General features: G+C 73.4%; 18 protein-coding genes. 7 read left to right on the forward strand and 11 right to left on the reverse strand.

Features of this window, described 5'->3' with window-relative positions; translation table 11 throughout:
• Positions 1 to 96: 96 nt before the first annotated feature.
• Entirely contained in the window at positions 97 to 306 is a 210-nt protein-coding gene (locus ADK60_RS38640) for a peptidoglycan-binding domain-containing protein (protein ID WP_053651560.1), read from the forward strand.
• 19 nt (positions 307 to 325) lie between these two features.
• Here the strand turns inward: ADK60_RS38640 and ADK60_RS38645 are convergent, their stop codons facing one another.
• From ADK60_RS38645 to ADK60_RS38660, 4 genes are all read right to left on the reverse strand, one after another.
• A complete protein-coding gene (locus ADK60_RS38645) occupies positions 326 to 913 on the reverse strand; it encodes a TMEM165/GDT1 family protein (RefSeq protein ID WP_045938569.1) in 588 nt (195 codons plus the stop codon).
• Positions 914 to 1,166: 253 nt separating this feature from the next.
• A complete protein-coding gene (locus ADK60_RS38650; protein ID WP_234371468.1) occupies positions 1,167 to 1,976 on the reverse strand; it encodes an ABC transporter permease in 810 nt (269 codons plus the stop codon).
• A 3-nt stretch (positions 1,977 to 1,979) separates the two neighbouring features.
• The gene (locus tag ADK60_RS38655; RefSeq protein ID WP_078896258.1) at positions 1,980 to 3,608 is read right to left on the reverse strand and encodes a dolichyl-phosphate-mannose--protein mannosyltransferase; all 1,629 of its coding nucleotides are present in this window, start codon (positions 3,606 to 3,608) and stop codon (positions 1,980 to 1,982) included.
• Positions 3,609 to 3,780: 172 nt separating this feature from the next.
• Complete coding sequence (locus ADK60_RS38660) at positions 3,781 to 5,118, reverse strand: MFS transporter (RefSeq protein ID WP_234371469.1); 1,338 nt, start codon at positions 5,116 to 5,118, stop codon at positions 3,781 to 3,783.
• 170 nt (positions 5,119 to 5,288) lie between these two features.
• On the opposite strand from ADK60_RS38660, the gene ADK60_RS38665 reads away from it, so the two are divergent.
• The gene (locus tag ADK60_RS38665; RefSeq protein WP_045938568.1) at positions 5,289 to 5,849 is read left to right on the forward strand and encodes a MarR family winged helix-turn-helix transcriptional regulator; all 561 of its coding nucleotides are present in this window, start codon (positions 5,289 to 5,291) and stop codon (positions 5,847 to 5,849) included.
• A 118-nt stretch (positions 5,850 to 5,967) separates the two neighbouring features.
• Here the strand turns inward: ADK60_RS38665 and ADK60_RS38670 are convergent, their stop codons facing one another.
• The 3 genes from ADK60_RS38670 to ADK60_RS38680 all read right to left on the reverse strand — a co-directional run bounded on the left by ADK60_RS38670 (position 5,968) and on the right by ADK60_RS38680 (position 9,662).
• Positions 5,968 to 7,779, reverse strand: a complete 1,812-nt coding sequence (locus ADK60_RS38670; RefSeq protein ID WP_078896257.1) for a glycosyl hydrolase family 18 protein — start codon at positions 7,777 to 7,779, stop codon at positions 5,968 to 5,970.
• Between the two features lie 348 nt (positions 7,780 to 8,127).
• Positions 8,128 to 8,832 (reverse strand): hypothetical protein, encoded by a 705-nt coding sequence (locus tag ADK60_RS38675; RefSeq protein ID WP_053651562.1) that lies wholly within the window; start codon positions 8,830 to 8,832, stop codon positions 8,128 to 8,130.
• Between the two features lie 269 nt (positions 8,833 to 9,101).
• The gene (locus ADK60_RS38680; protein WP_053651565.1) at positions 9,102 to 9,662 is read right to left on the reverse strand and encodes a DoxX family protein; all 561 of its coding nucleotides are present in this window, start codon (positions 9,660 to 9,662) and stop codon (positions 9,102 to 9,104) included.
• A gap of 181 nt (positions 9,663 to 9,843) precedes the next feature.
• Here ADK60_RS38680 and ADK60_RS38685 point away from each other — a divergent pair, with 181 nt between their 5' ends.
• On the forward strand, positions 9,844 to 10,479 hold the full coding sequence (locus tag ADK60_RS38685; protein WP_045938566.1) for a MarC family protein: 636 nt from the start codon (positions 9,844 to 9,846) through the stop codon (positions 10,477 to 10,479).
• 46 nt (positions 10,480 to 10,525) lie between these two features.
• Here ADK60_RS38685 and ADK60_RS38690 read toward each other — a convergent pair whose 3' ends face one another.
• The gene (locus ADK60_RS38690) at positions 10,526 to 11,068 is read right to left on the reverse strand and encodes an NADPH-dependent FMN reductase (RefSeq protein ID WP_053651567.1); all 543 of its coding nucleotides are present in this window, start codon (positions 11,066 to 11,068) and stop codon (positions 10,526 to 10,528) included.
• A 51-nt stretch (positions 11,069 to 11,119) separates the two neighbouring features.
• Positions 11,120 to 11,554, reverse strand: a complete 435-nt coding sequence (locus ADK60_RS38695) for an Lrp/AsnC family transcriptional regulator (RefSeq protein WP_045938564.1) — start codon at positions 11,552 to 11,554, stop codon at positions 11,120 to 11,122.
• Between the two features lie 247 nt (positions 11,555 to 11,801).
• Here ADK60_RS38695 and ADK60_RS38700 point away from each other — a divergent pair, with 247 nt between their 5' ends.
• The gene (locus tag ADK60_RS38700; RefSeq protein WP_063783408.1) at positions 11,802 to 12,632 is read left to right on the forward strand and encodes a tryptophan 2,3-dioxygenase; all 831 of its coding nucleotides are present in this window, start codon (positions 11,802 to 11,804) and stop codon (positions 12,630 to 12,632) included.
• Positions 12,633 to 12,756: 124 nt separating this feature from the next.
• Complete coding sequence (kynU, locus tag ADK60_RS38705) at positions 12,757 to 13,983, forward strand: kynureninase (RefSeq protein WP_053651569.1); 1,227 nt, start codon at positions 12,757 to 12,759, stop codon at positions 13,981 to 13,983.
• A 64-nt stretch (positions 13,984 to 14,047) separates the two neighbouring features.
• Here the strand turns inward: kynU and ADK60_RS38710 are convergent, their stop codons facing one another.
• Entirely contained in the window at positions 14,048 to 15,001 is a 954-nt protein-coding gene (locus ADK60_RS38710) for a hypothetical protein (protein ID WP_053651570.1), read from the reverse strand.
• 63 nt (positions 15,002 to 15,064) lie between these two features.
• Here ADK60_RS38710 and ADK60_RS38715 point away from each other — a divergent pair, with 63 nt between their 5' ends.
• On the forward strand, positions 15,065 to 15,700 hold the full coding sequence (locus ADK60_RS38715) for a TetR/AcrR family transcriptional regulator (RefSeq protein ID WP_053651573.1): 636 nt from the start codon (positions 15,065 to 15,067) through the stop codon (positions 15,698 to 15,700).
• A gap of 78 nt (positions 15,701 to 15,778) precedes the next feature.
• Here ADK60_RS38715 and ADK60_RS38720 read toward each other — a convergent pair whose 3' ends face one another.
• The gene (locus tag ADK60_RS38720; protein WP_159400761.1) at positions 15,779 to 17,275 is read right to left on the reverse strand and encodes a choice-of-anchor A family protein; all 1,497 of its coding nucleotides are present in this window, start codon (positions 17,273 to 17,275) and stop codon (positions 15,779 to 15,781) included.
• A gap of 273 nt (positions 17,276 to 17,548) precedes the next feature.
• On the opposite strand from ADK60_RS38720, the gene ADK60_RS38725 reads away from it, so the two are divergent.
• The gene (locus tag ADK60_RS38725; protein WP_107094828.1) at positions 17,549 to 18,250 is read left to right on the forward strand and encodes a 4'-phosphopantetheinyl transferase family protein; all 702 of its coding nucleotides are present in this window, start codon (positions 17,549 to 17,551) and stop codon (positions 18,248 to 18,250) included.
• Positions 18,251 to 18,376 lie beyond the last annotated feature (126 nt).

Here is an 18,376-nt window from a genome sequence, read left to right on the forward strand (position 1 = left end):
CCCCCCTCGGCGACCCCGACCCCGACGGCCACGGCGAGCCCCAGCACCACGCCCACACCGACGCCGACCCCCACGATCCGGGTGCTGCAGTACGGCATGCAGGGCACCGACGTGCAGACCATGCAGCAGAAGCTCGCCGTGGTGATGTGCTGGATGGCGCCGGACATCCCCGTGAACGGCTATTTCGACGGGGACACCGAGTACTTCGTGTCGTACTTCCAGAGCATGCAGGGCGTCCACGGCGACAAGAAGGGCGTCTACGGGGCCAACACCCGGGCCGCGCTGGAGAAGCGCACCGGCTGCTGACCCCGGGGCCCCAGGGCCGTCAGCCCGTGATCGCCTTGAAGATGCTGAACGCGGCCATCAGCACCATGATCCCCGCCGCCACCCGGATGATCATCTTCATCGGCACGTGCTTCAGCAGCTTCTGCCCGCCCAGGATCGCGATCCCCGCGACCGCGCACAGCGCCAGCCAGGCGCCCAGGCCCACGGCCAGCGGGTCGGCGTACTTGGCGGCCAGGTTGGCGGTCATGATCTGCGTCAGGTCGCCGAACTCGGCGATCGCCACGACCACGAAGCTGGCCCCGGCGACCTTCCAGAAGCTGTTCGCGGACGGCTCCTTGGCGGCGTGCCCGTCCTCCTCGTCGCCCCCGCCGTGGAACAGCAGCATCGCCGCGCCGGCCAGGAACAGCACACCGGTGACACCCTCGACCCAGCGCTGCGGCAGCAGCGACAGCAGCTGCCCGGCGACCAGGGCGATACCCACCTGGAGGGCGAAGGCGGCGGCGATCCCGGCGAAGACGTAGCTCGCCCGGTACTTGGCGCCGAGCATCAGGCTGGCCAGGGCGGTCTTGTCGGGCAGTTCGGCCAGGAAGACGATGCCGAAAGTGATCGCGGCGACGGTCAGGCTCATCGGGGGTGGTGTCCCTCGGTTCGGGCTGCCGGACCGCGGGCAGCTCCGTCAGGGGTCGCTCCGGCCCGACAGCGCTGGTTGGAAGACACGTGGGACGCAAGGACGCGCCCACGTACACAGCACTGCGGCCGAAGGTCTCGCCGGCACCCGTCGGACGGAATCCGCGGTGCCCCGGGCGCCGGGCCCCGAGGGGCCAGTATGTCGACGGTCCGGTGGAGGGCTACTCCCCTTCAACTCGGCCAAGCCTACCCGATCACCGCTCCCGCCCGCCCGGCGCGGACCCGGAGGGGCCGCTGGCGCGGACCAGCCCCCGGCCGACCAGCTCCAGCACCACCACGACCGCCGTCGACTCCACCGCCAGCAGCGCCACCAGCACGAACAGCTGCACCGCGCCCGCCTGGACCGGCGAGGCCCCGCCGAGCAGCATGCCCACGAACGCCCCCGGCAGCGTGACCAGGCCCACCGTCCGGGTCTGGTCGAGCGCCGGGACGAGCGAGGTGGCGGCGGCCGTCCGGCAGATCTCCGTCCGGGCGTCCCGCTCCTCGAAGCCGAGCGCCAGCGCCGCCTCCACCTCGCCGTGCCGCTGGCGCAGTTCGTCCAGGGCGCGCCGCCCGGACAGCGAGGTGGCGGTCAGCGCGCCGCCGATCAGGATGCCGGCGACCGGGATGACCGACAGGCCCTTCGCCGGCAGCAGCCCGCTGCCGAGCAGCAGCACCAGCACCGGCAGCACCCCGGCGCCGATCGGCGCGGCCGCCCACAGCCAGTCCCGCCCCCGGTCGGGCACCATCCGCCGCCCGGCGGTCCGCACCGCGACCGTGAACATCAGCAGCACGAACAGCGCCGACCACCACAGCGAGTCGACCACCCAGGCGATCACCAGCGCGACGGCGGCGAGCTGGACCACCGCGCGCAGCCCGGCCCGCAGCACGGCGTGCCCGTGCCCGAGCCGGCCCCACCCCGCGACCGCGACGGCGGCCAGCAGCAGCACCGCGGTGACCGCGCCCAGCGCCGGGGTCACCGGCAGCAGCTGTCCCCCGCCGGCGGCCGACGGGACACCGGGCACCGGTCAGATCCAGGTGGTGAACCACATCCGGTCCTGCCAGGACGTCATCGGGATCACCTCCGCCGTGTACAGCGGGTAGAAGAAGGCGAAGCAGGCCATGATCGCCAGCACGATCAGCCCCGCCCCGGCCGCGCCGATCCGGCGCCGTTCGGGCGGGCAGCCCTCGGGGCCGAGCAGCGCGCCCAGCATCTGCGCGACGGCCAGGCAGAGGAAGGGGACGAGCACCACCATGTAGAAGGAGAAGACCGTCCGCTCCTGGTACTGGAACCACGGCAGGTAGACGCCGGCCACCGCGCACAGCACCGCGCCGGAGCGCCAGTCCCGGCGGAAGGCCCACCGCCAGAGCAGGTAGACCAGCGCGAAGCAGGCCGTCCACCAGAGCAGCGGGGTGCCGAGGCCGAGGATCTGCGCCGCGCAGCCGCCGGACGCGGTGCAGCCGCGCTGGCCGGCCGGCACCTGCTCCCAGTACATCGAGACCGGCCGGCCCTGGACCAGCCAGCTGAACGGGTTGGACTGGTAGGTGTGCGGGCTGCTGAGGCCGGTGTTGAAGTCGTACATCTGCGCGTGGTAGTGCCAGAGGCTGCGCAGCGGCGCGGGCACCCAGCCCATCGGGAGCTGCGGCAGCGGGACGCCGAGGAAGCTGTCCGGGGACAGCCCGGCCCGGTCGTCGGCCCAGTGCCGGTCGAAGCCGCCGCCGGTCGCGCCCTTGCCGCCGCCGGTGAACAGCCAGCCGGCCCAGCCGCCGACGTAGACGACGAACGCGGCGCCGACCGTGGCGAGGAAGGCGGGCCCGGCGTCCCGGCGGAGCATCGAGCGCCAGGGTCGGCGGGCACCGGCCCAGCGGCGGCCGGACCGGTCCCACAGCACGGTGAGCACACCGAAGGCGGCCAGCACCATGACGCCGTTCCACTTGACGCCGGCGGCGGCGCCCAGGCAGACGCCGGCGGTGATCCGCCAGGGCCGCCACCCCAGCCGGACGGTGTCCCCGCCCCGGTCGGGGAGGACGGCGGCGAGCCGGGCCCGGGCGTGGTCGCGGTCGATCAGCAGCGCGCCGAAGGCGGCCAGGACGAAGAACATCTGGACGCCGTCGAGCAGGCCGACCCGGCTCATCACCAGTTGCAGGCCGTCCACGGCCATCAGCAGGGCGGCGGTGCAGCCGATCAGGGTGGAGCCGAAGAGCCGGCGGCCGATCCGGGCCAGCATCAGCACGGTGAGGGTGCCGAGCAGCGCGGTCATGAACCGCCAGCCGAAGGGGTGCAGTCCGAAGGCCCACTCGCCGAGCGAGATCACCCACTTGCCGAGCGGCGGGTGGGCGATGAACTCGGGCGCCGAGGTGAGCGGGATCTGCTGCGGGACGGCGAGCACCTGCTCGTTCGCGTGCTCCGGCCAGGTGCCCTCGTAGCCCTGCCGCAGCAGGGACCAGGCGTCCTTGGGGTAGTAGGTCTCGTCGAAGACGAAGGCGTTGGGGTGGCCGAGGTTCCAGAACCGCAGCAGACCGGCGAAGAGCGCCACCGCGATCGGCCCGAGCCAGTCCCAACGGGCCGCCGCCAGGCGCGGCAGCCCTCGCCGCTCCGGTGCCGGGGCGGCGGGCTCCGTCGCGGCCGGTGGGTGGGTGAGCGCCGCTTGGGTCATGGTCTCGGTAGCCTCGCCGCTTCGCCGTTCTCGCCGGGTGCCGGCCCCGAGGGGGTCGGGCCGGACGGTCAACAGCCACCGACACTATGTGCCGGTGGGCGCGAAACCAAGCGCGACGGGCGCCGGACAGGTGACCTGTCCGGCGCCCGTCGCGGGCGGTCGAGCGGCGGGGTCAGGCGGCGGCCTGGAGCTCCCGGACCGGCCGGGCCGGGGTGCGGACCGGGGTGGCGGGGGCCTGCTCGTCCCCGGCCGAGGGGGCCGCGTTGTCCTGGGCCGCGGTGAGGTACGGCCGCAGGCGCAGCGCCTGGACCACGACCAGCACGGTGCAGCCGGCCATCGCCGCCAGGTAGACCGGCCAGGTGCCGGAGCCGACCAGCAGCACGCCCACGGCGGGGCCGACAGCGATCGCGATCTGCTTCACCAGGGCGTACCCGGCGTTGTAGGTGCCGAGCAGCCGGGCCGGGGCGAGGTCCGCGACCATCGGGCCCATGGTCGGGGCGAGCAGCGACTCGCCGACGCCGAACAGGGCGTAGATCGAGACGATCGCGACCGTGGCGGCCATCGCCTCGGTCCGGACCAGACCGGCCACCAGGGCCATCGCCCAGGCGCCGAGCCAGACCACGCCGGCGGCGGCCATCGCGGTGGTGCGGCGGCGGCGGGCGGTGATCCGCACCATGAACATCTGCAGCACCACGATGGTCAGCGCGTTGGCGCCGATGGCGATGCCCAGGGTGGACGGGGCGGTGCCGACGGTGTCGGTGGCGAAGGCCGCGACGCCGGACTCGAACTGGCCGTAGCAGGTGAAGAAGATCAGCCCGGCGAGCACGCAGAGCCGGACCATGGCCTTGTCGGCGACCAGGGCGCGCAGGCCCCGCGGGGCGTCGGCGCCGTCCTGGACGAGCACCGGCGCGGCCTTCGGGATCCGCGCGGTGCCGGTCACCAGGGCGAGACCGAGGAAGGTCACGGCCTCGATGGTGAACAGCCGGGTCAGGCTGGCCGGGTCGGCGACGTCCACGATCTGCCCGCCGACCAGCGCGCCGATGCCCATGCCCAGGTTGATCAGGGTGAACTGGAGCGCGAAGGCGTGCGAGCGGGTCGCGGCGGTGGAGCAGCGGACGATCATGGTGGCGAGCGCCGGCTGGCAGGTGGTGACACCCGCGCCGAACAGGAACGAGGAGACCAGCAGGGCCGGGGTGCCGGTGGCGTGCCCGAAGGCGAACGCGCCGGTGGCGGCCAGCGCGGCGCCGGCCAGCAGCACCGGGCGCGGGCCGTAGCGGTCGATGCCCCGGCCGGTGAACGGCAGTACGGCGAGCGCGGCCAGCGCGAAGACGGTGAACACCATCCCGGCGGCCAGCGCGCCCAGCCCGCGCACCTGGTCCACGTACACGAACATGTACGGCATCGTGAACCCGCTGCCGAACGCGCTGAGCGCGTTCCCGATCTGGACGCGGCGCAGCGGGCCGCCCGCCCCACGTCGCTGCTGCCTCTGCTGCTTCACCGTGCCGGTCACCGTGCACACCCCTTCCTGTGGACTCCGCCCGTCAGGGCTTCGTCAGTTTTCACTGGATACTCTTAAGACCAGAAGACTTAAGAGCTAAAGTTTGACTCTAAAGTCTTAGCACCGGAAGAGTGCCGAGTCAAAGTCTTAAGGAGTGCACTCCACATGCGACACTGGTCCGCATGACTGCAGAGAAGCCCGCGCCGGCCACCGCCCGCGAGCTGGGCATCGCCGAGCAGGTGGCGCTCTACCAGCGGGAATTCCCCACCGTGGACCCCCAGGTCGAGACCATCGTGCAGACCCTCTCCCGGGTCGCCCGGCGGATGACCGTCGCCTACGACCGGCAGCTCACTGTGCTGGGAATCACCTCCGCGGAGTGGGAGGTGCTGAAGGCGCTGGTGGTGTCCGGCAGCCCGTACCGGCTCGGACCGGGCGAGCTGGCCAAGCGGCTCGGCCTGACGCCCGCCGCGATGACCCACCGGGTCGACCGGATGGTCGCCGAGGGCCTGGTCACCCGGGACCGGGACGAGGCCAACCGGGTCCGGGTGATCATCGAGCTGACCGACCTCGGCCGGGACAAGTGGCTGGAGTCGATGCGGATGGCCGCCGTCTTCGAGGAGGAGCTGCTCCAGGACGTCGTCGGCGAGGACCGCGCGGTGCTCGCCGGGATGCTGGCCCGGATGCTGCGGCGGATCGAGGAGAGCCGGCCGGACACCCCGGCGCGCGCCGCCGACCAGGGCTGACGCACCCCGGGGCAACAGAAGAACGTCCGGCCCGTCGGGGGTGTCCCCCGGCGGGCCGGACGCTCGGTGCGACGGGTGCGAGGGTCCGTCAGGTCCTCACCCGGTCGGTACTACGGGGTCAGCAGGGGCCGTTGTCGGTCCAGACACCCCAGGCGCCGCTGGCGCTCGGGTCGTCGCCCTTGGTCCACCACTTGTTGGTGTAGTAGTGACCCTTCCAGGAGACCTTGGTCGAGGTCGCGTAAGTGGCGGCCGCGTCCCAGCTCGGGGCGCCCGCGCAGCCGGCCGGGGTGGTCGGCGGCGTGGTGGGCGGAGTCGTGGGCGGCGTGGTCGGCGGGGTCGTGGGCGGGGTGGTCGGCGGCGTGGTCGGCGGGGTCGTCGGCGGCGTGGTCACCGGCGGCGCCGGGCAGCCCGCGGCGGAGCCGTTGGTGGCCTCGACCATCTTGTCGAACAGGCTGGTCTTGGTGCCCAGGTCGTACAGCGAGAAGGCGAAGGAGCCGCCGAGGCCGTTGCAGTGCGCGTAGTCCAGCTTGGCCTGGATCGAGCGGGCGTCCTCACCGGACCAGAAGGTGCTGCCGTCGTAGAAGTAGGTCGTCTTGGCGTCCTCGTCCCAGTACGTCTTCGCCGGGTTGTCGACGAAGCCGGCCAGCTCCTTGTACATCTGGATGCCCGCGACGTTGCCCGACATGGAGGCACCCGCGGCGGGGCCGGTGGCGGGCTGGAAGAGACCGTTCTTGCCGTTGTTCTGGACGCCGGTCCAACCGCGGTAGTAGAACGGCACACCCACGTTGATCTTGTTCGCGGGGAAGCCGCCCGGGATGCCGTACTGCTGGTCACCGGCGGTGTAGGCCTTGACGGCCGAGTCGACCGAGTACTTGCCGGTGCCGCCCGGGACCGGGGTCATCGGGTCGTTCGGACCGGCGTAGATCGGGGCCTGGTGGTTGGTCGGGCCCTTGGACTCCCAGCCACCGTGCATGTCGTACGTCATGATGTCGAGGAACGACAGGTACTGACCGATCTTGTCGGTCTCGACGTTCTTGATCTTGTCCTGGCCGGCACCCACCGCGGCCGCGGTGTAGTAGCTCTTGCCGTCGGTCCTGCCCTGCGCGTCGAGCTGCTCGCGCAGCTCCTTCAGCAGCAGGGTGAAGTTCTGCTTGTCGTTCGGGCTCGACAGGTTGCCGGTGTGGCCGCCGCCGCCCGGGTACTCCCAGTCGATGTCGATGCCGTCGAAGATGCCGGCCGCCGAGCCCGGGCCGCCGTAGCCGGCCTCGACCGGCAGGTTGCCCTTGATGAACATGTCGATGCAGGACGAGACCAGCTTCTTGCGCGAGGCGTCCGAGGCGGCCGCCGCCGAGAAGTACTTGGAGTACGTCCAGCCGCCCAGCGAGATCAGGACCTTGAGCTTGGGGTTCTTCGCCTTCAGCTTCTTCAGCTGGTTGAAGTTGCCCACGATCGGCTGACCCCAGACGTCGCCGACGCCGTCGACCGAGATGTCCGGACCGAAGCTCTTCTGGTAGTCGGCGAAGGAGTCGCCCGCGCCGTCACCGGCGTTGGGGTTGTTCTCGTCCTGGCTCGCCGCCTTGTTGGCCTCGAAACAGGTGAGGCTGGTGGGGTTGATGTTGGCGAACGAGTAGATCAGGTAGTCCAGCTTCCCGGCCACGCCGGTGTCCTGGATGGTCTTCGGGTAGTACCCGTTCGCGTAGATCGACCACTGGTCGAAGTAGGCCACCTTGATGCCGCCGCTGGTGGCGGGCGCGCCGGTGGAGTTGGTGACGGCGGCGTTGGCCGTGGCGCCGCCGGTGAGCGCGAGACCCGCGCCGAGCAGCAGGGACGCCGTGGTGCCGGCGGCGATCGCGGTCAGGCTCTTGGACCGCTTGCGACGGCCGCCCTCCTGAACCGGGGCCCCGGCCCTTTCGATGCGTGAACGGAGCATGGGTGCGTGACTCCTGGTGTGGGGGATTCCGCCGGGTCCGGGAACGCGCGCACGGGGTGGGGCCGTACGACCAGGACATGACAGAACGGGATGGGGGAATCGAACGGAACATGCCGTGACGGACGCCGGGATATGCCGAACCGGCGTCAGCGGCGAACCGCTGACGCCGGCTCAGGGGCTCCCTGCACCTGGGCACTAAAATGGACTAGACCAACTACCCCGTCAAGGGGTGATGTTGAGCCTTGAGCCGCCGTTAAGGTTCCCCCGGAACCGGTCCGCCCCCGCTGACCTGCGGGTCAGCGGGGGCGGAGGAGGTCGGACGGCCGGCCCGGAGCCGGCCGGGTCCGCTCAGTAGCGGACGGCATTGGCGACCACGGCCTTCACCGAGCCCGAGAGGTCCCGGTTGCTGGTCGCCTTCGCCTCGGTGCTCTTCCCGGCCTCGACGTCCGACACGGTCACCGCGGTCGCGTCCAGCACATTGCCGCTGTCGTCGGTGAAGTTGACCTGGATCACGTACTTGTTGCTGCCCTGCGTCTCGTGGTTGGTGACGGTCAGCGTCGTCTGGGCCTTGCCGTCCGTGAAGGACACCGCCCCCGCCGAGACGTCCGTCTTCGCGTCCAGGCCGCCCTTGACCCCGGCGAGCGCCGAGGAGGCCGCGGCCTGGGCGGAGGAGGCCGCGGAGGCCAGGGACGAGGACAGCCCGCCGGCCGCCGAGGCGAGCGCCGAACTCGCGGCCGAGGCGGCGGCGGAGGCCGCCCCTGCGATCCCCGACCCCACCTGCCCGGCGGCCGAGGAGATCGCGCTGCCCGCCGTGCTGTCCGAGGAGCAGCCCGCCAGCGCGGCCCCGCCGAGCAGGGCGGCGCCCACGACCGCGGCCACGGCGCGGCCGGGCCGGCGGACGGCGGGGGCCTGCGGGTCCCCGGCGGTCCGGCGCGGCGGCGGCGCGGACGGGCGCGGGGTGGTGGTGGAAGTGGCAGTGGTGGCGGCGGTGACGGAGGTGGCGGCGGTCCGGCGGGGCGGAGCCGCGGTGCGGCGGAGCGGCTGGCGGTCCATCGGGGTCCTCGATTCTGGCCGGCGCCGGGGGCCCGGCGCGCCTCCCCGCCCACGTTCCGGGGGCCGGGAGACGCTCGCCAACAGGGGTGGTGCGTTCGGGTGAGCCCGGCCGGGCGGCACCGGACGGCGCCGGACGGGGCGGTTCAGGAGTGGTTCGGGCGTGATCCGGGAGTGATCCGGGGGCGGTTCGGAGGCGGTTCCGGGGCGGTTCCGGGGCGGTTCGGAGGCGGTTCCGGGGCGGGTCGGAGGCGGGTCGGGAGCGGGCGGCCTCAGGAGAGCCCGGCGCCGTCCTGGGTGTCCGCCTCCACCGCCGCGCGCTCCTCCGCCAGCCGGACGGCATGCCGGCGGCGGGCCACCACGCCGTACGCGGAGGCCGCGCTCGCCACGAAGGCCAGCGCTCCGACCCACGGCTGGTCGAAGGCGTGCCCGGTCAGGTGGTCGATCGAGTACCGGCCGGGACCGGCCAGCCCCAGCGCCAGCCCGGTCGCGCCCAGGAACGCCGGGTACTCGTAGCCGCCGGACATCACGAAGAAGCCGGCCGGGGCGTGCACCGCGACCGCGCCGGCCATGGTTCCGGCCACCACCGCGCCGGCCGCCGGGGTGGCCAGCCCGACCAGCAGCATCGCGCCGCCGCCCGCCTCGCCGAGACCGGCGGCCAGGGCGCTCTGGCGCGCCGGATGGAAGCCCATCGCCTCCATCGCCTTGGCGGTGCCGTCCAGGCCGCCACCGCCGAACCAGCCGAACAGCTTCTGGGTGCCGTGGGCGATCAGCACGCCGCCGACGGCGCCGCGCAGGGCCAGCAGACCCAGGTCCTTACGGTTCAGAGCCATGTCGAAGTCCCCTTCGGGAGCCCTCCGCCGAATGGTGGGGAGGTCCGGCTTCCATGGCACCGGAAACGGCCGCCGCACTCGACCCGGGGCGGCCGTTCGGGCGAATGACGGCGCGAGTGGGAATAACCGGCCGGGGGCGTGGCGGCCGGGCGGCGGTGATCGTCGCGGCCATGCTTGGGCCATGTTCGTCTTCAACCTGAGCAGCGCCTTCATCGCCTTCTTCGCCGTGGTCGGCCCGCCGAAGGTCCTGCTGTCCTTCGCCCGGCTGGCCACGACCCGGACCACCGGGGAGCTGCGGCGCCTCGCGGCGTGGAGCACCGTCATCTCCGCGGTGGTCGGCGCTCTGATGGCCTTCAGCGCGGACTTCGTCACCACGCTGTTCCACATCAGCGACCAGTCGCTGCAGCTCGCGGGCGGGCTGATCTTCTTCGTCTACGCGGTCGCCCTGGTCTTCGGGGTCCACCTGGGCTGGGGCACCGACGAGGAGGACGAGCACCTGGCCGGGCCGCTGGTGGACGGCATCCGCGAACTGCTGCTGCCCTACCTGGCCAGCCCGCTCGCGGTCACCGCGGTGCTGGTCGCCTCGCTCACCAAGGACGAATGGGGCTGGCGCACCACCGTGGCCGGCGCGTACATCGCCGTGGTGCTGATCAACTACGTCTGCGTCGCCCTGCTCGCCCCGCTGATGCGGCACAGCCACCGCACCTCACTGGAGGTGCTCTCCCGGCTGCTCGGACTGCTGCTGGCGGCGGTCGGCGTCGAGCTGTTCCTGAACGGGCTGGCCGGACTCGGCCTGCACCTGCCCGACGGGCACTGAGCCGCCCGCCGGTACAGGTCCGGGCCCTCGGCGCGGGCCCGGCGGCTCAGACCGCCGCGGCCAGCCGGACCAGCGCCTCCGCGATCCGGTCGCGCACCAGCGGGTCGGCGACCAGCCCGTCCGCGCCGACGTCCCCGCGCGCCAGCGGCAGCCGCACACAGGCCGCCTCCACCACGGCCGCCCCGGTGTACCCGAGCACCGTGCGCAGCGACTCCTCCGCGCCCAGGCCCCGCCCCGGCCCGGCGGCGTTGATCCAGGCGGCCGGCTTGTCCACGATCTCCATCCCGCCGACCGTCCAGTCCAGCAGGTTCTTGAAGGTGCCCGGCAGGGCCCCGGCGTACTCGGGCGCGCAGATCAGCAGCGCGTCGGCGGCCTCCACGGCCTCGCGCAGCGCGACGACCGGCTCCGGCAGCGGATCGGTGTCGAGGTCCGGGTTGAAGTGCGGCAGCCCGGCCAGCCCGGTGTAGTAGGTGGTCGCGACGCCCTCGGTGGCCAGCGCCACGGCGGCGGCGGTGCGCAGCACCGTCTCGTTGACGGACCCGGCGCGCAGGCTGCCCGGGAGCAGCAGGATGTGACGGTCGTTCGGCATGGGCAGGAACCTATAGCCAGCGGCACCCCGTCCGCGCCGGGTGTCCACCGGTCACGGCACGACCACCGGCCGCCAGGGCACCGGGCTGGAGAGGATCATCGAGCTGGCCGGCTGGCCGTAGGCGCCGAGGCGGTCGATCAGGGCCTCGAAATCGGCCATCGCGGGGACGGCGACCAGCAGGGCGCAGCAGGCGCCGCCGGTCACCCGGTGCAGCTGGAGCACCTCCGGCCACCGGGCCACCTCCGGGTCGCGGAGCACGCAGCGCGGGCCGTAGCACTGGATCTGCACCAGCGCGGTGATCGGCAGGCCGGCCCGGGTGAGGTCGATGTGGGCGTGGTAGCCGGCGATCACCCCGTCGGCCTCCAGTCGCCGGACCCGTTCGGCCACGGCGGGTGCGGAGAGGCTCACCCGGCGCGAGAGTTCGTTGTAGGAGAGGCGGGCATCGGCCTGCAGCTCGGCCAGCAGGCGGCGGTCGACGGTGTCCACGGCGGGCTCCCGAGGGTGTGGTGCGGGTGTCCTCCGGTTGGCCGGATCCCACCGCTTTGCGATCGTGAAGAGGATCAGGAAAACACCTCTTGTACGACAGGCGCGACCGAGGTTGCCGTGCCCGCTGCCCATTCAAATGCGGGACCGGGCCACCGCACAATGGGGCCCCGGCGAGGACCGGGGCGACGGGACCGGATCCCGGGCCCGTCCGGTGGTCCCGCCGCCGGTGACTTCAGGAGGGATCGGTATGGGGCACGACACGGTGGAGAAGCCCAACCTGTCGTTCGGTCGGGCCGGGGAGCCGGTTCGGGGCACCCCGTACGCGCGCTACGCCCGGCTGGACGAACTGCACAGCCTGCAGCACCCGCTCAGCGAGGCCCCGGCCGAGCTGTCGTTCATCGTCACCACCCAGGTGATGGAGCTGCTGTTCGGCCTGCTGCGGCACGAGTGGACGCTCGCCCAGCGGGCGCTGCGCGCGGACGACCTGCCGGGCGCGCTGGCCGCGCTGCGCCGGGGCACCCACGTCCAGGACGTGCTGACCGAGTCCTGGGACCTGCTGGCCACGATGACCCCGCAGGAGTTCAACTCCTTCCGCTCGGTGTTCGGCGAGGCCTCGGGCTTCCAGTCCTCGGCCTTCGTGCACCTGGAGTTCCTGCTCGGCAACAAGAACGCCGCGCTGCTGCGGATGTACGACGACAGCCCGGCGGCGCTCGCCGAGCTGACCGAGGTGCTGCGCTCCCCCGGTCTGTACGACGACGCGCTCGCGCTGCTGGCCCGGCGCGGCCTGGAGCTGCCGGACACCGTCTCCGAGCGGCGCCACCAGAGCGACGAGGCCGTCGCCGCGGCCTGGCGGCGGGTCTACGCCGAGGAGAAGTACGCCGAGCTGCGGCCGCTGGCCGAGGCGCTGCTGGACGTCGCCGAGCGGGTGACCCGCTGGCGCCACCGCCACCTGATGGCGGTCAAGCGGGCGATGGGCGCCAAGCCCGGCTCGGGCGGCTCCAGCGGCCTGAGCTGGCTGCGCCGCTCCGCCGAGCAGGACGTCTTCCCCGAGCTGTGGGAGATCCGGGACGGGATGTGACCGGCACCGGCCGGGCAGGAACCGGGAGCCGGCACCGGTCGGGCACCGCGCCCGGACGGGCGCCGGGCACCCCGCCGCGGGCACGGAGCCGCGGACACGAACGAGGAACGGGAAAGGGCAGGGCATGATCACTCGCGAGGAGTGCGCGGCGCTGGACGCCGCCGACCCGCTGGCGGCGTTCCGCGGGGAGTTCTCCCTGCCGCCGGGGGTGATCTACCTGGACGGCAACTCGCTCGGCGCGCTGCCGGTCCGCACCCCCGAGCGGGTGCGGGCGGTGGTCGAGGAGGAGTGGGGCCGCGAGCTGATCCGCAGCTGGAACGACGCGGGCTGGTTCGAGCAGCCGTACCGGCTGGGCCGGCGGATCGCCCCGCTGGTCGGCGCCGCGCCGGAGGAGCTGGTGGTCTGCGACACCACCTCGGTGAACCTCTTCAAGGTGCTGACGGCGGCGCTGCGGCTGCGGCCGGGCCGCTCGACCGTGCTCGGCGACCGGGCCGCGTTCCCGACCGACCTCTACATCGCCGAGGGCGTGACCGGGCTGGTCCCCGGCGCCCGCAGCCTGCTGGTCGACCCGGCGGAGCTGGACGCGCACCTGGACGGGGACGTCGCCGCGGTCGTCCTCTCGCACGTCGACTACCGGACCGGTGAACTCCTCGACATGCCCGGGATCACCGCCCGGGTGCGGGCCGCCGGGGCGCTGATGATCTGGGACGTCTGCCACTCGGCGGGCGCGCTGCCGGTCGAACTCGGCGCGAGCGGGGCGGACTTCGCGGTCGGCTGCACCTACAAGTACCTGAACGGCGGCCCCGGCTCGCCGGCCTTCCTCTACGTCGCCGAGCGGCACCTGGCGGCCGGGCCGCTGCAGCCGCTGAGCGGCTGGTTCGGGCACGCCCGCCCGTTCGCCTTCGAGCCCGGCTACGAGCCCAAGGACGGCATCGGCCGCTTCCTCACCAGCTCGCCCTCGCTGCTCGGCCAGGCCGCGCTGGAGTCCTCGCTGGACATCTGGGAGCGGGCCGACCGGGCCGCCGTCCGGGCGAAGAGCCTGGCCCTGACCGATCTGTTCATCGCCCTGGTGGAGGACCTCGAAGGAATCGAGGTGGTCACCCCGCGCGAGCACGAGCGGCGCGGCAGCCAGGTGGCGCTGCGGCACGCCGACGGCTACCCGGTGGTGCAGGCGCTGATCGCCCGCGGGGTGATCGGGGACTTCCGGGCGCCGGACCTCATGCGCTTCGGCTTCACCCCGCTCTACCTCTCGCACACCGAGGTGTGGGACGCCGCGCGGCACCTCGCCGAGGTGCTGGGCAGCGGCGAGTGGAAGGACGAGCGCTTCGCCCGCCGCGGCGAGGTGACCTGAGCACCTCGGCCCTCCTGACGGCGAACGGCTCCGCACCCGGGTTCCGGGTGCGGAGCCGTTCGCGTCACGGCGCCGTCAGCTCCTGGACCAGCCGCCCGTAGACGGCGAAGGCCGGCTTGGGGGTGTAGTCGTCACGGAGCAGGCCGAAGTGGTGGAACAGGCCCGGCCCCGCGCTGTCCGCGTCGCGCAGGCCGAAGTGCCCGTAGCCGGTGAGGTTCAGCTCCCCGGCGAGCCCGGCGACCGTCCGGACCACCTCCTCGACCACCTCGGCCTGCCGCTGCTCGGAGCGGTCCGGGCCGGTCGGCCAGCCGTGTTCGCAGACCCTGATCGGCACCGCCGCCCCGATCCCGGCCCGGACCACGGTCTCCCGCCGGAAGCCGGTGAGCACCGCCGTGACCGCCGACCCGAGCTGCCCGGCGGGGATCGGGCGGAAGACGTCCGGGAAGAAGTCCAGGCCGACGTGGTCGAGCGCACGGTGGAACCGCTCGTCGGCGAGCTCGCCGAGCGCGGACCAGAACGGCTCGGCCGGGTCCGGGCTGAACGCCGCGTTGAACCCCACCGCGAGGCCGAGGCCGAGGGCGAGCGCCTCCTCCTTGGCCGCCACCACCCCGTCGACCAGCGCCCGCAGGACACCCGGGGCGGAGCCGTCGAGCACCGGCGAGTCGACGTTCGGCTCCTCGCAGATCTGCAGGGTGCCGATCCGCTCGCCCCCGGTGCGGACCGCGTGCCGGACGAAGTCGGTCCAGCCGTCCGGCCGCTCGCCGGGGCCGCGGTACTGGAGCACCAGGTCGAGCCGGCGCCCCTCGCCGAGGTACTGCTCCGGCTCGGCCGGGGTGGGCGGCAGGGCCGGAGCCGGCGGGTACGAGCGGTAGGCGCGGACCAGCAGGGCCGGTGCGGCGCCCTGGAGTTCGCGCAGCGCGGCGGTGATCCGCGCCGGGTCGTCCGGGCGGACGGGGGTGATCACGCCGCTCTCGTCGCCGAGCAGGCCACCGGGGTAGACGCCGAAGGTGAAGGTCATGGGCCCACCGTAGCCGAAATTATTGGTGTCACTGCAAGTTTGGTGCGGCACTATGATTCCCGTATGGGACTTCGCGAGGAGAAGAAGCGGCAGACCCGGACCCTGCTCGCCGACACCGCGACCGCGCTGTTCGCCGAGCGCGGGTTCGAACGGGTCACGGTGGCCGAGGTGGCCCGGGCCGCCGGCGTGGCCGTCAACACGGTGTTCAACTACTTCCCGACCAAGGAGGACCTCTTCTTCGACCGGCAGGAGGAGGTGGTCGGCCGGCTGGCCCTGGTCGTGCGCGAGCGGCCGCCCGGCACCTCCCCCGTGGACGCCGTCCGGGCCGAACTCCTGGCCGGGCTGGACGCGGCCGAGCCGACCTACGGGCTGGACCCGCGGGCCACGGCGTTCTGGCGGACGGTCGAGGACAGCCCGGCACTCCGGGCCCGGCTGCTGGAGCTCGGCGAGCGCGCCGAGGAGGCACTGGCCGGGGCCCTGGCCGAGGAGGCCGGCACGGCGCCCGGCGATCCGCTGCCCCGGCTGGTGGCGGGCGCGCTGGCCGGGGCGCACCGGGCGGCGCTGGCGGAGGTTCGCCGGGGCATGGTGGCGGGCGAGCCGGTGGAGGCCGTCCGGGCGCGGGTGGTGGCCGCGGTGACGGCGGCCTTCGGCCTGCTGGCGGCGGGCCTCGACGGCTGGCCGGACCGGCCCGGGGGCTGAACTCTGCGGCGCCGGAACGCCCAGGGCCGCCCGGTCGGAGTGACCGGGCGGCCCTGGGCGCTACTGGCAGCGCTTGCGTCAGCTGTGGCGGCCGCGACGGCGGGCGGCCAGGACGGCGAGGGCGCCGAGGCCGAGCAGGCCCACGCCCGCCAGACCGAGGACCACCGGGGCGTTGCCCGCGCCGGTGGAGGGCAGCTGGCCGCCCCCGCCGCCGTGGGTGGGCCCGGGGTGGTGGCCGGTCGGGCCGTGACTGCTCGGACCGTGGCTCGACGGGCCGTGACTGGTGGGCGCCGCGCTGGAGGAGCTGGGCGAGGTGGTCGGAGTGGTCGGGGTGGTCGGGACGGCGGAGCTGGTGGTCGGTGTCGGCGAGGTCGGGGTCGGGGATGTCGGGGATGTCGGGGTGGGCGTCGGCGAGGTCGGCGCCGGCGAGGTGGTGGTCTCGGTCGGGGTCGGCGTCGGGGAGGTCGGCGAGGGCGACGGCGAGGTGGGCGACGGACTGGGCGTCACCTCGCACTCCGGCAGGTCCCCGTCGAACGGGTAGCTGTGGATCTCGTAGCCGCCGTTGCCGGTCTGGACCAGGTTGCCGGCCAGGTACACCCGGCCGTTCATGCCCGGCATGCCGATGGTCGTGGTGCCGGCCGGGTTGCCGGCCATCACCGAGCCCTGGAACTGCGCGCTGCCGAGGATCTGCGCGCCGGTGGAGGTGGGGAAGTTCCACATCAGCTTGGAGCGCATCTCGGTGGTCTGGTCGCCGGGGACGCCGGTCCCGGTGTAGGTGTTGATCACCGGGTCCGCCGACAGCATGTTGACCACGACGGTGGCACCGGCCGGGATGTTGGCGAAGACCAGCCCGATCTGCCCGCCGGACGGCGAGGCGAGATTCCCGGTGACGTTGAAGACCTGCTTCGCGCTGGTCCCGTCGCCGGTGAAGGTCGCCTCGCTGCTGGTGACGGCGACGGTGCCGGTGGCGGCGGCCCGCCCGACACAGGCCGAGACCTCCTCGATCTGCGCCAGCACCGACTGGTACGGCGCGGCGGCGTCGGGGTCCTTGATCGCCTGGCCGGTCGGGTCGATCGAGACGGTGCCGGTGAGCGTGCCCGCGTACCGCAGGTTGCCGAACGCCTGGACCCTGGAGTCACTGCCACCGATCAGCAGGCTGTTGCCGGGCTGGACGGTGACATTGCCGCCCACCGTCATGAAGTCGCTGCCGTTGGGCGGGACCACCCGTGAGCCGACGCCGACCACACCCGCGTTGAAGGCGCCGCCGCCCTCGCTCTTGTCGATCGTGAAGTCCCCGAGGGTGACGATCCTGCCCTCGGCCTCGGCCGCCCGCCCGGCGACCAGGTAGTCGCCGCCGGTGAAGACGGTGATGCTGGCGTCCTGCCCCTTGAAGTCACCGTTGTTGGGCGGCAGCCATTCGGAGGGGCAGTTGGGTCCGCTGCACGGCCCCAGCGGCGGGGTCAGTGGTGCGGCCGAACCCACCGTCAGCACCGCCGCCAGCGGCAGTACCGCGACGGCGGTCGCCACCGCGACCCGGACGGTCCGCCCCCTGGGGGACGGCGGACGCTCCGCCACGGCCCTTGCGCGTCCCGGCACACCGGTCCCCTGACCCTGATCCATCGGCACATTCCTCCGCACAGAGAAAAGGCAGGTGGAGCAGCACCTGCCATATTTCAGTCGATCCACGACCATTAAGCCTGTTTCCGCAGAATCCCGAGATTCAGAACATCCGATATCAAATCGGACCATCCGTACTCTACAGACCGTCAGCATCGATCCGAAAATCCCCCGCTCGGGCGAACCGGCCGTGTCCTCCCGGCCCCGGCCTGGCCCCGCTAGGTTGGGGGCATGACTTCCGCGGGCATGACTTCCGACGCGATCGCCACCGTCGCCGCGAGCGCCGACGTACTGCGCCACCCCGAGGCCGGGGAGCACCTGCTCACCGCGGTCGAGAAGGAGCGCGCCGCCCGCTTCCGGTACGAGTCGGGGCGGGTCGACTTCACCGCCGGGCACGTCCTGGTCCGCCTCTGCGCGGCCCGGCTGCTCGGCGTCCCGGCGGCCTCGCTGACGCTCGCGCAGCACTGCCCCGACTGCGGCAAGGGCGACCACGGCAAGCCCTACCTGCCCGACCACCCCGGGATCTCGGTCAGCCTCTCGCACACCAAGGGCGTGGTCGCCGCCGCCGCCGGACACCGGCCGATCGGCGTCGACGTCGAGCTCACCGACCGGGGCGGCACCCTGCTCGACGTCGCCCCCCGGGTGCTCGCCGAGGAGGAGCTGCGGCAGGTCCGGGCGCACGCCGACCCGGCCCGCGCCTTCCTCCGGCTCTGGGTCCGCAAGGAGGCGCTGATCAAGGTCGGCCGGACCACCCTGGACGGCCTCGCCGCCGTCGACCTCTCCGCGCTCCCGCTCGACCTGCCCGGCGGCCGTCCGCTGCTCGGGCGCTTCGAGGACCTGGAGCTGCTCGACTGGGCCGACGAGTCGCACGGCGCGGCCGTCGCGGCGGTCTGCGGGCTGCCGCCGCGGGTGGTGGAGCTGTCCGCGCTCTGACCCGGGACCCGGGGGGGCCGGGGGCCGGGACGCAGCTGCTCCGACCTGGGTGGAAGGCGGTCGGACAAGCGGTGTTAGCGTCCTGGACGGGGCGATGAGAACCGTCCGCCCCGGCTGCCTCGCCGC

Origin of the sequence: Streptomyces sp. XY431 (genome assembly GCF_001279805.1) — a bacterium.
GTDB lineage: Bacteria > Actinomycetota > Actinomycetes > Streptomycetales > Streptomycetaceae > Kitasatospora > Kitasatospora purpeofusca.

Excerpts from the sequence above, each read along its gene's own strand:
- kynU (WP_053651569.1), top strand. The coding sequence starts at position 12,757 with ATGATCACTCGCGAGGAGTGCGCGGCGCTGGACGCCGCCGACCCGCTG.
- ADK60_RS38690 (WP_053651567.1), bottom strand. The coding sequence starts at position 11,068 with ATGCCGAACGACCGTCACATCCTGCTGCTCCCGGGCAGCCTGCGCGCC.
- ADK60_RS38675 (WP_053651562.1), bottom strand. The coding sequence starts at position 8,832 with ATGGACCGCCAGCCGCTCCGCCGCACCGCGGCTCCGCCCCGCCGGACC.
- ADK60_RS38710 (WP_053651570.1), bottom strand. The coding sequence starts at position 15,001 with ATGACCTTCACCTTCGGCGTCTACCCCGGTGGCCTGCTCGGCGACGAG.
- ADK60_RS38670 (WP_078896257.1), bottom strand. The coding sequence starts at position 7,779 with ATGCTCCGTTCACGCATCGAAAGGGCCGGGGCCCCGGTTCAGGAGGGC.
- ADK60_RS38655 (WP_078896258.1), bottom strand. The coding sequence starts at position 3,608 with ATGACCCAAGCGGCGCTCACCCACCCACCGGCCGCGACGGAGCCCGCC.
- ADK60_RS38640 (WP_053651560.1), top strand. The coding sequence starts at position 97 with ATGCAGGGCACCGACGTGCAGACCATGCAGCAGAAGCTCGCCGTGGTG.
- ADK60_RS38715 (WP_053651573.1), top strand. The coding sequence starts at position 15,065 with ATGGGACTTCGCGAGGAGAAGAAGCGGCAGACCCGGACCCTGCTCGCC.
- ADK60_RS38685 (WP_045938566.1), top strand. The coding sequence starts at position 9,844 with ATGTTCGTCTTCAACCTGAGCAGCGCCTTCATCGCCTTCTTCGCCGTG.
- ADK60_RS38645 (WP_045938569.1), bottom strand. The coding sequence starts at position 913 with ATGAGCCTGACCGTCGCCGCGATCACTTTCGGCATCGTCTTCCTGGCC.
- ADK60_RS38700 (WP_063783408.1), top strand. The coding sequence starts at position 11,802 with ATGGGGCACGACACGGTGGAGAAGCCCAACCTGTCGTTCGGTCGGGCC.
- ADK60_RS38680 (WP_053651565.1), bottom strand. The coding sequence starts at position 9,662 with ATGGCTCTGAACCGTAAGGACCTGGGTCTGCTGGCCCTGCGCGGCGCC.
- ADK60_RS38725 (WP_107094828.1), top strand. The coding sequence starts at position 17,549 with ATGACTTCCGCGGGCATGACTTCCGACGCGATCGCCACCGTCGCCGCG.
- ADK60_RS38665 (WP_045938568.1), top strand. The coding sequence starts at position 5,289 with ATGACTGCAGAGAAGCCCGCGCCGGCCACCGCCCGCGAGCTGGGCATC.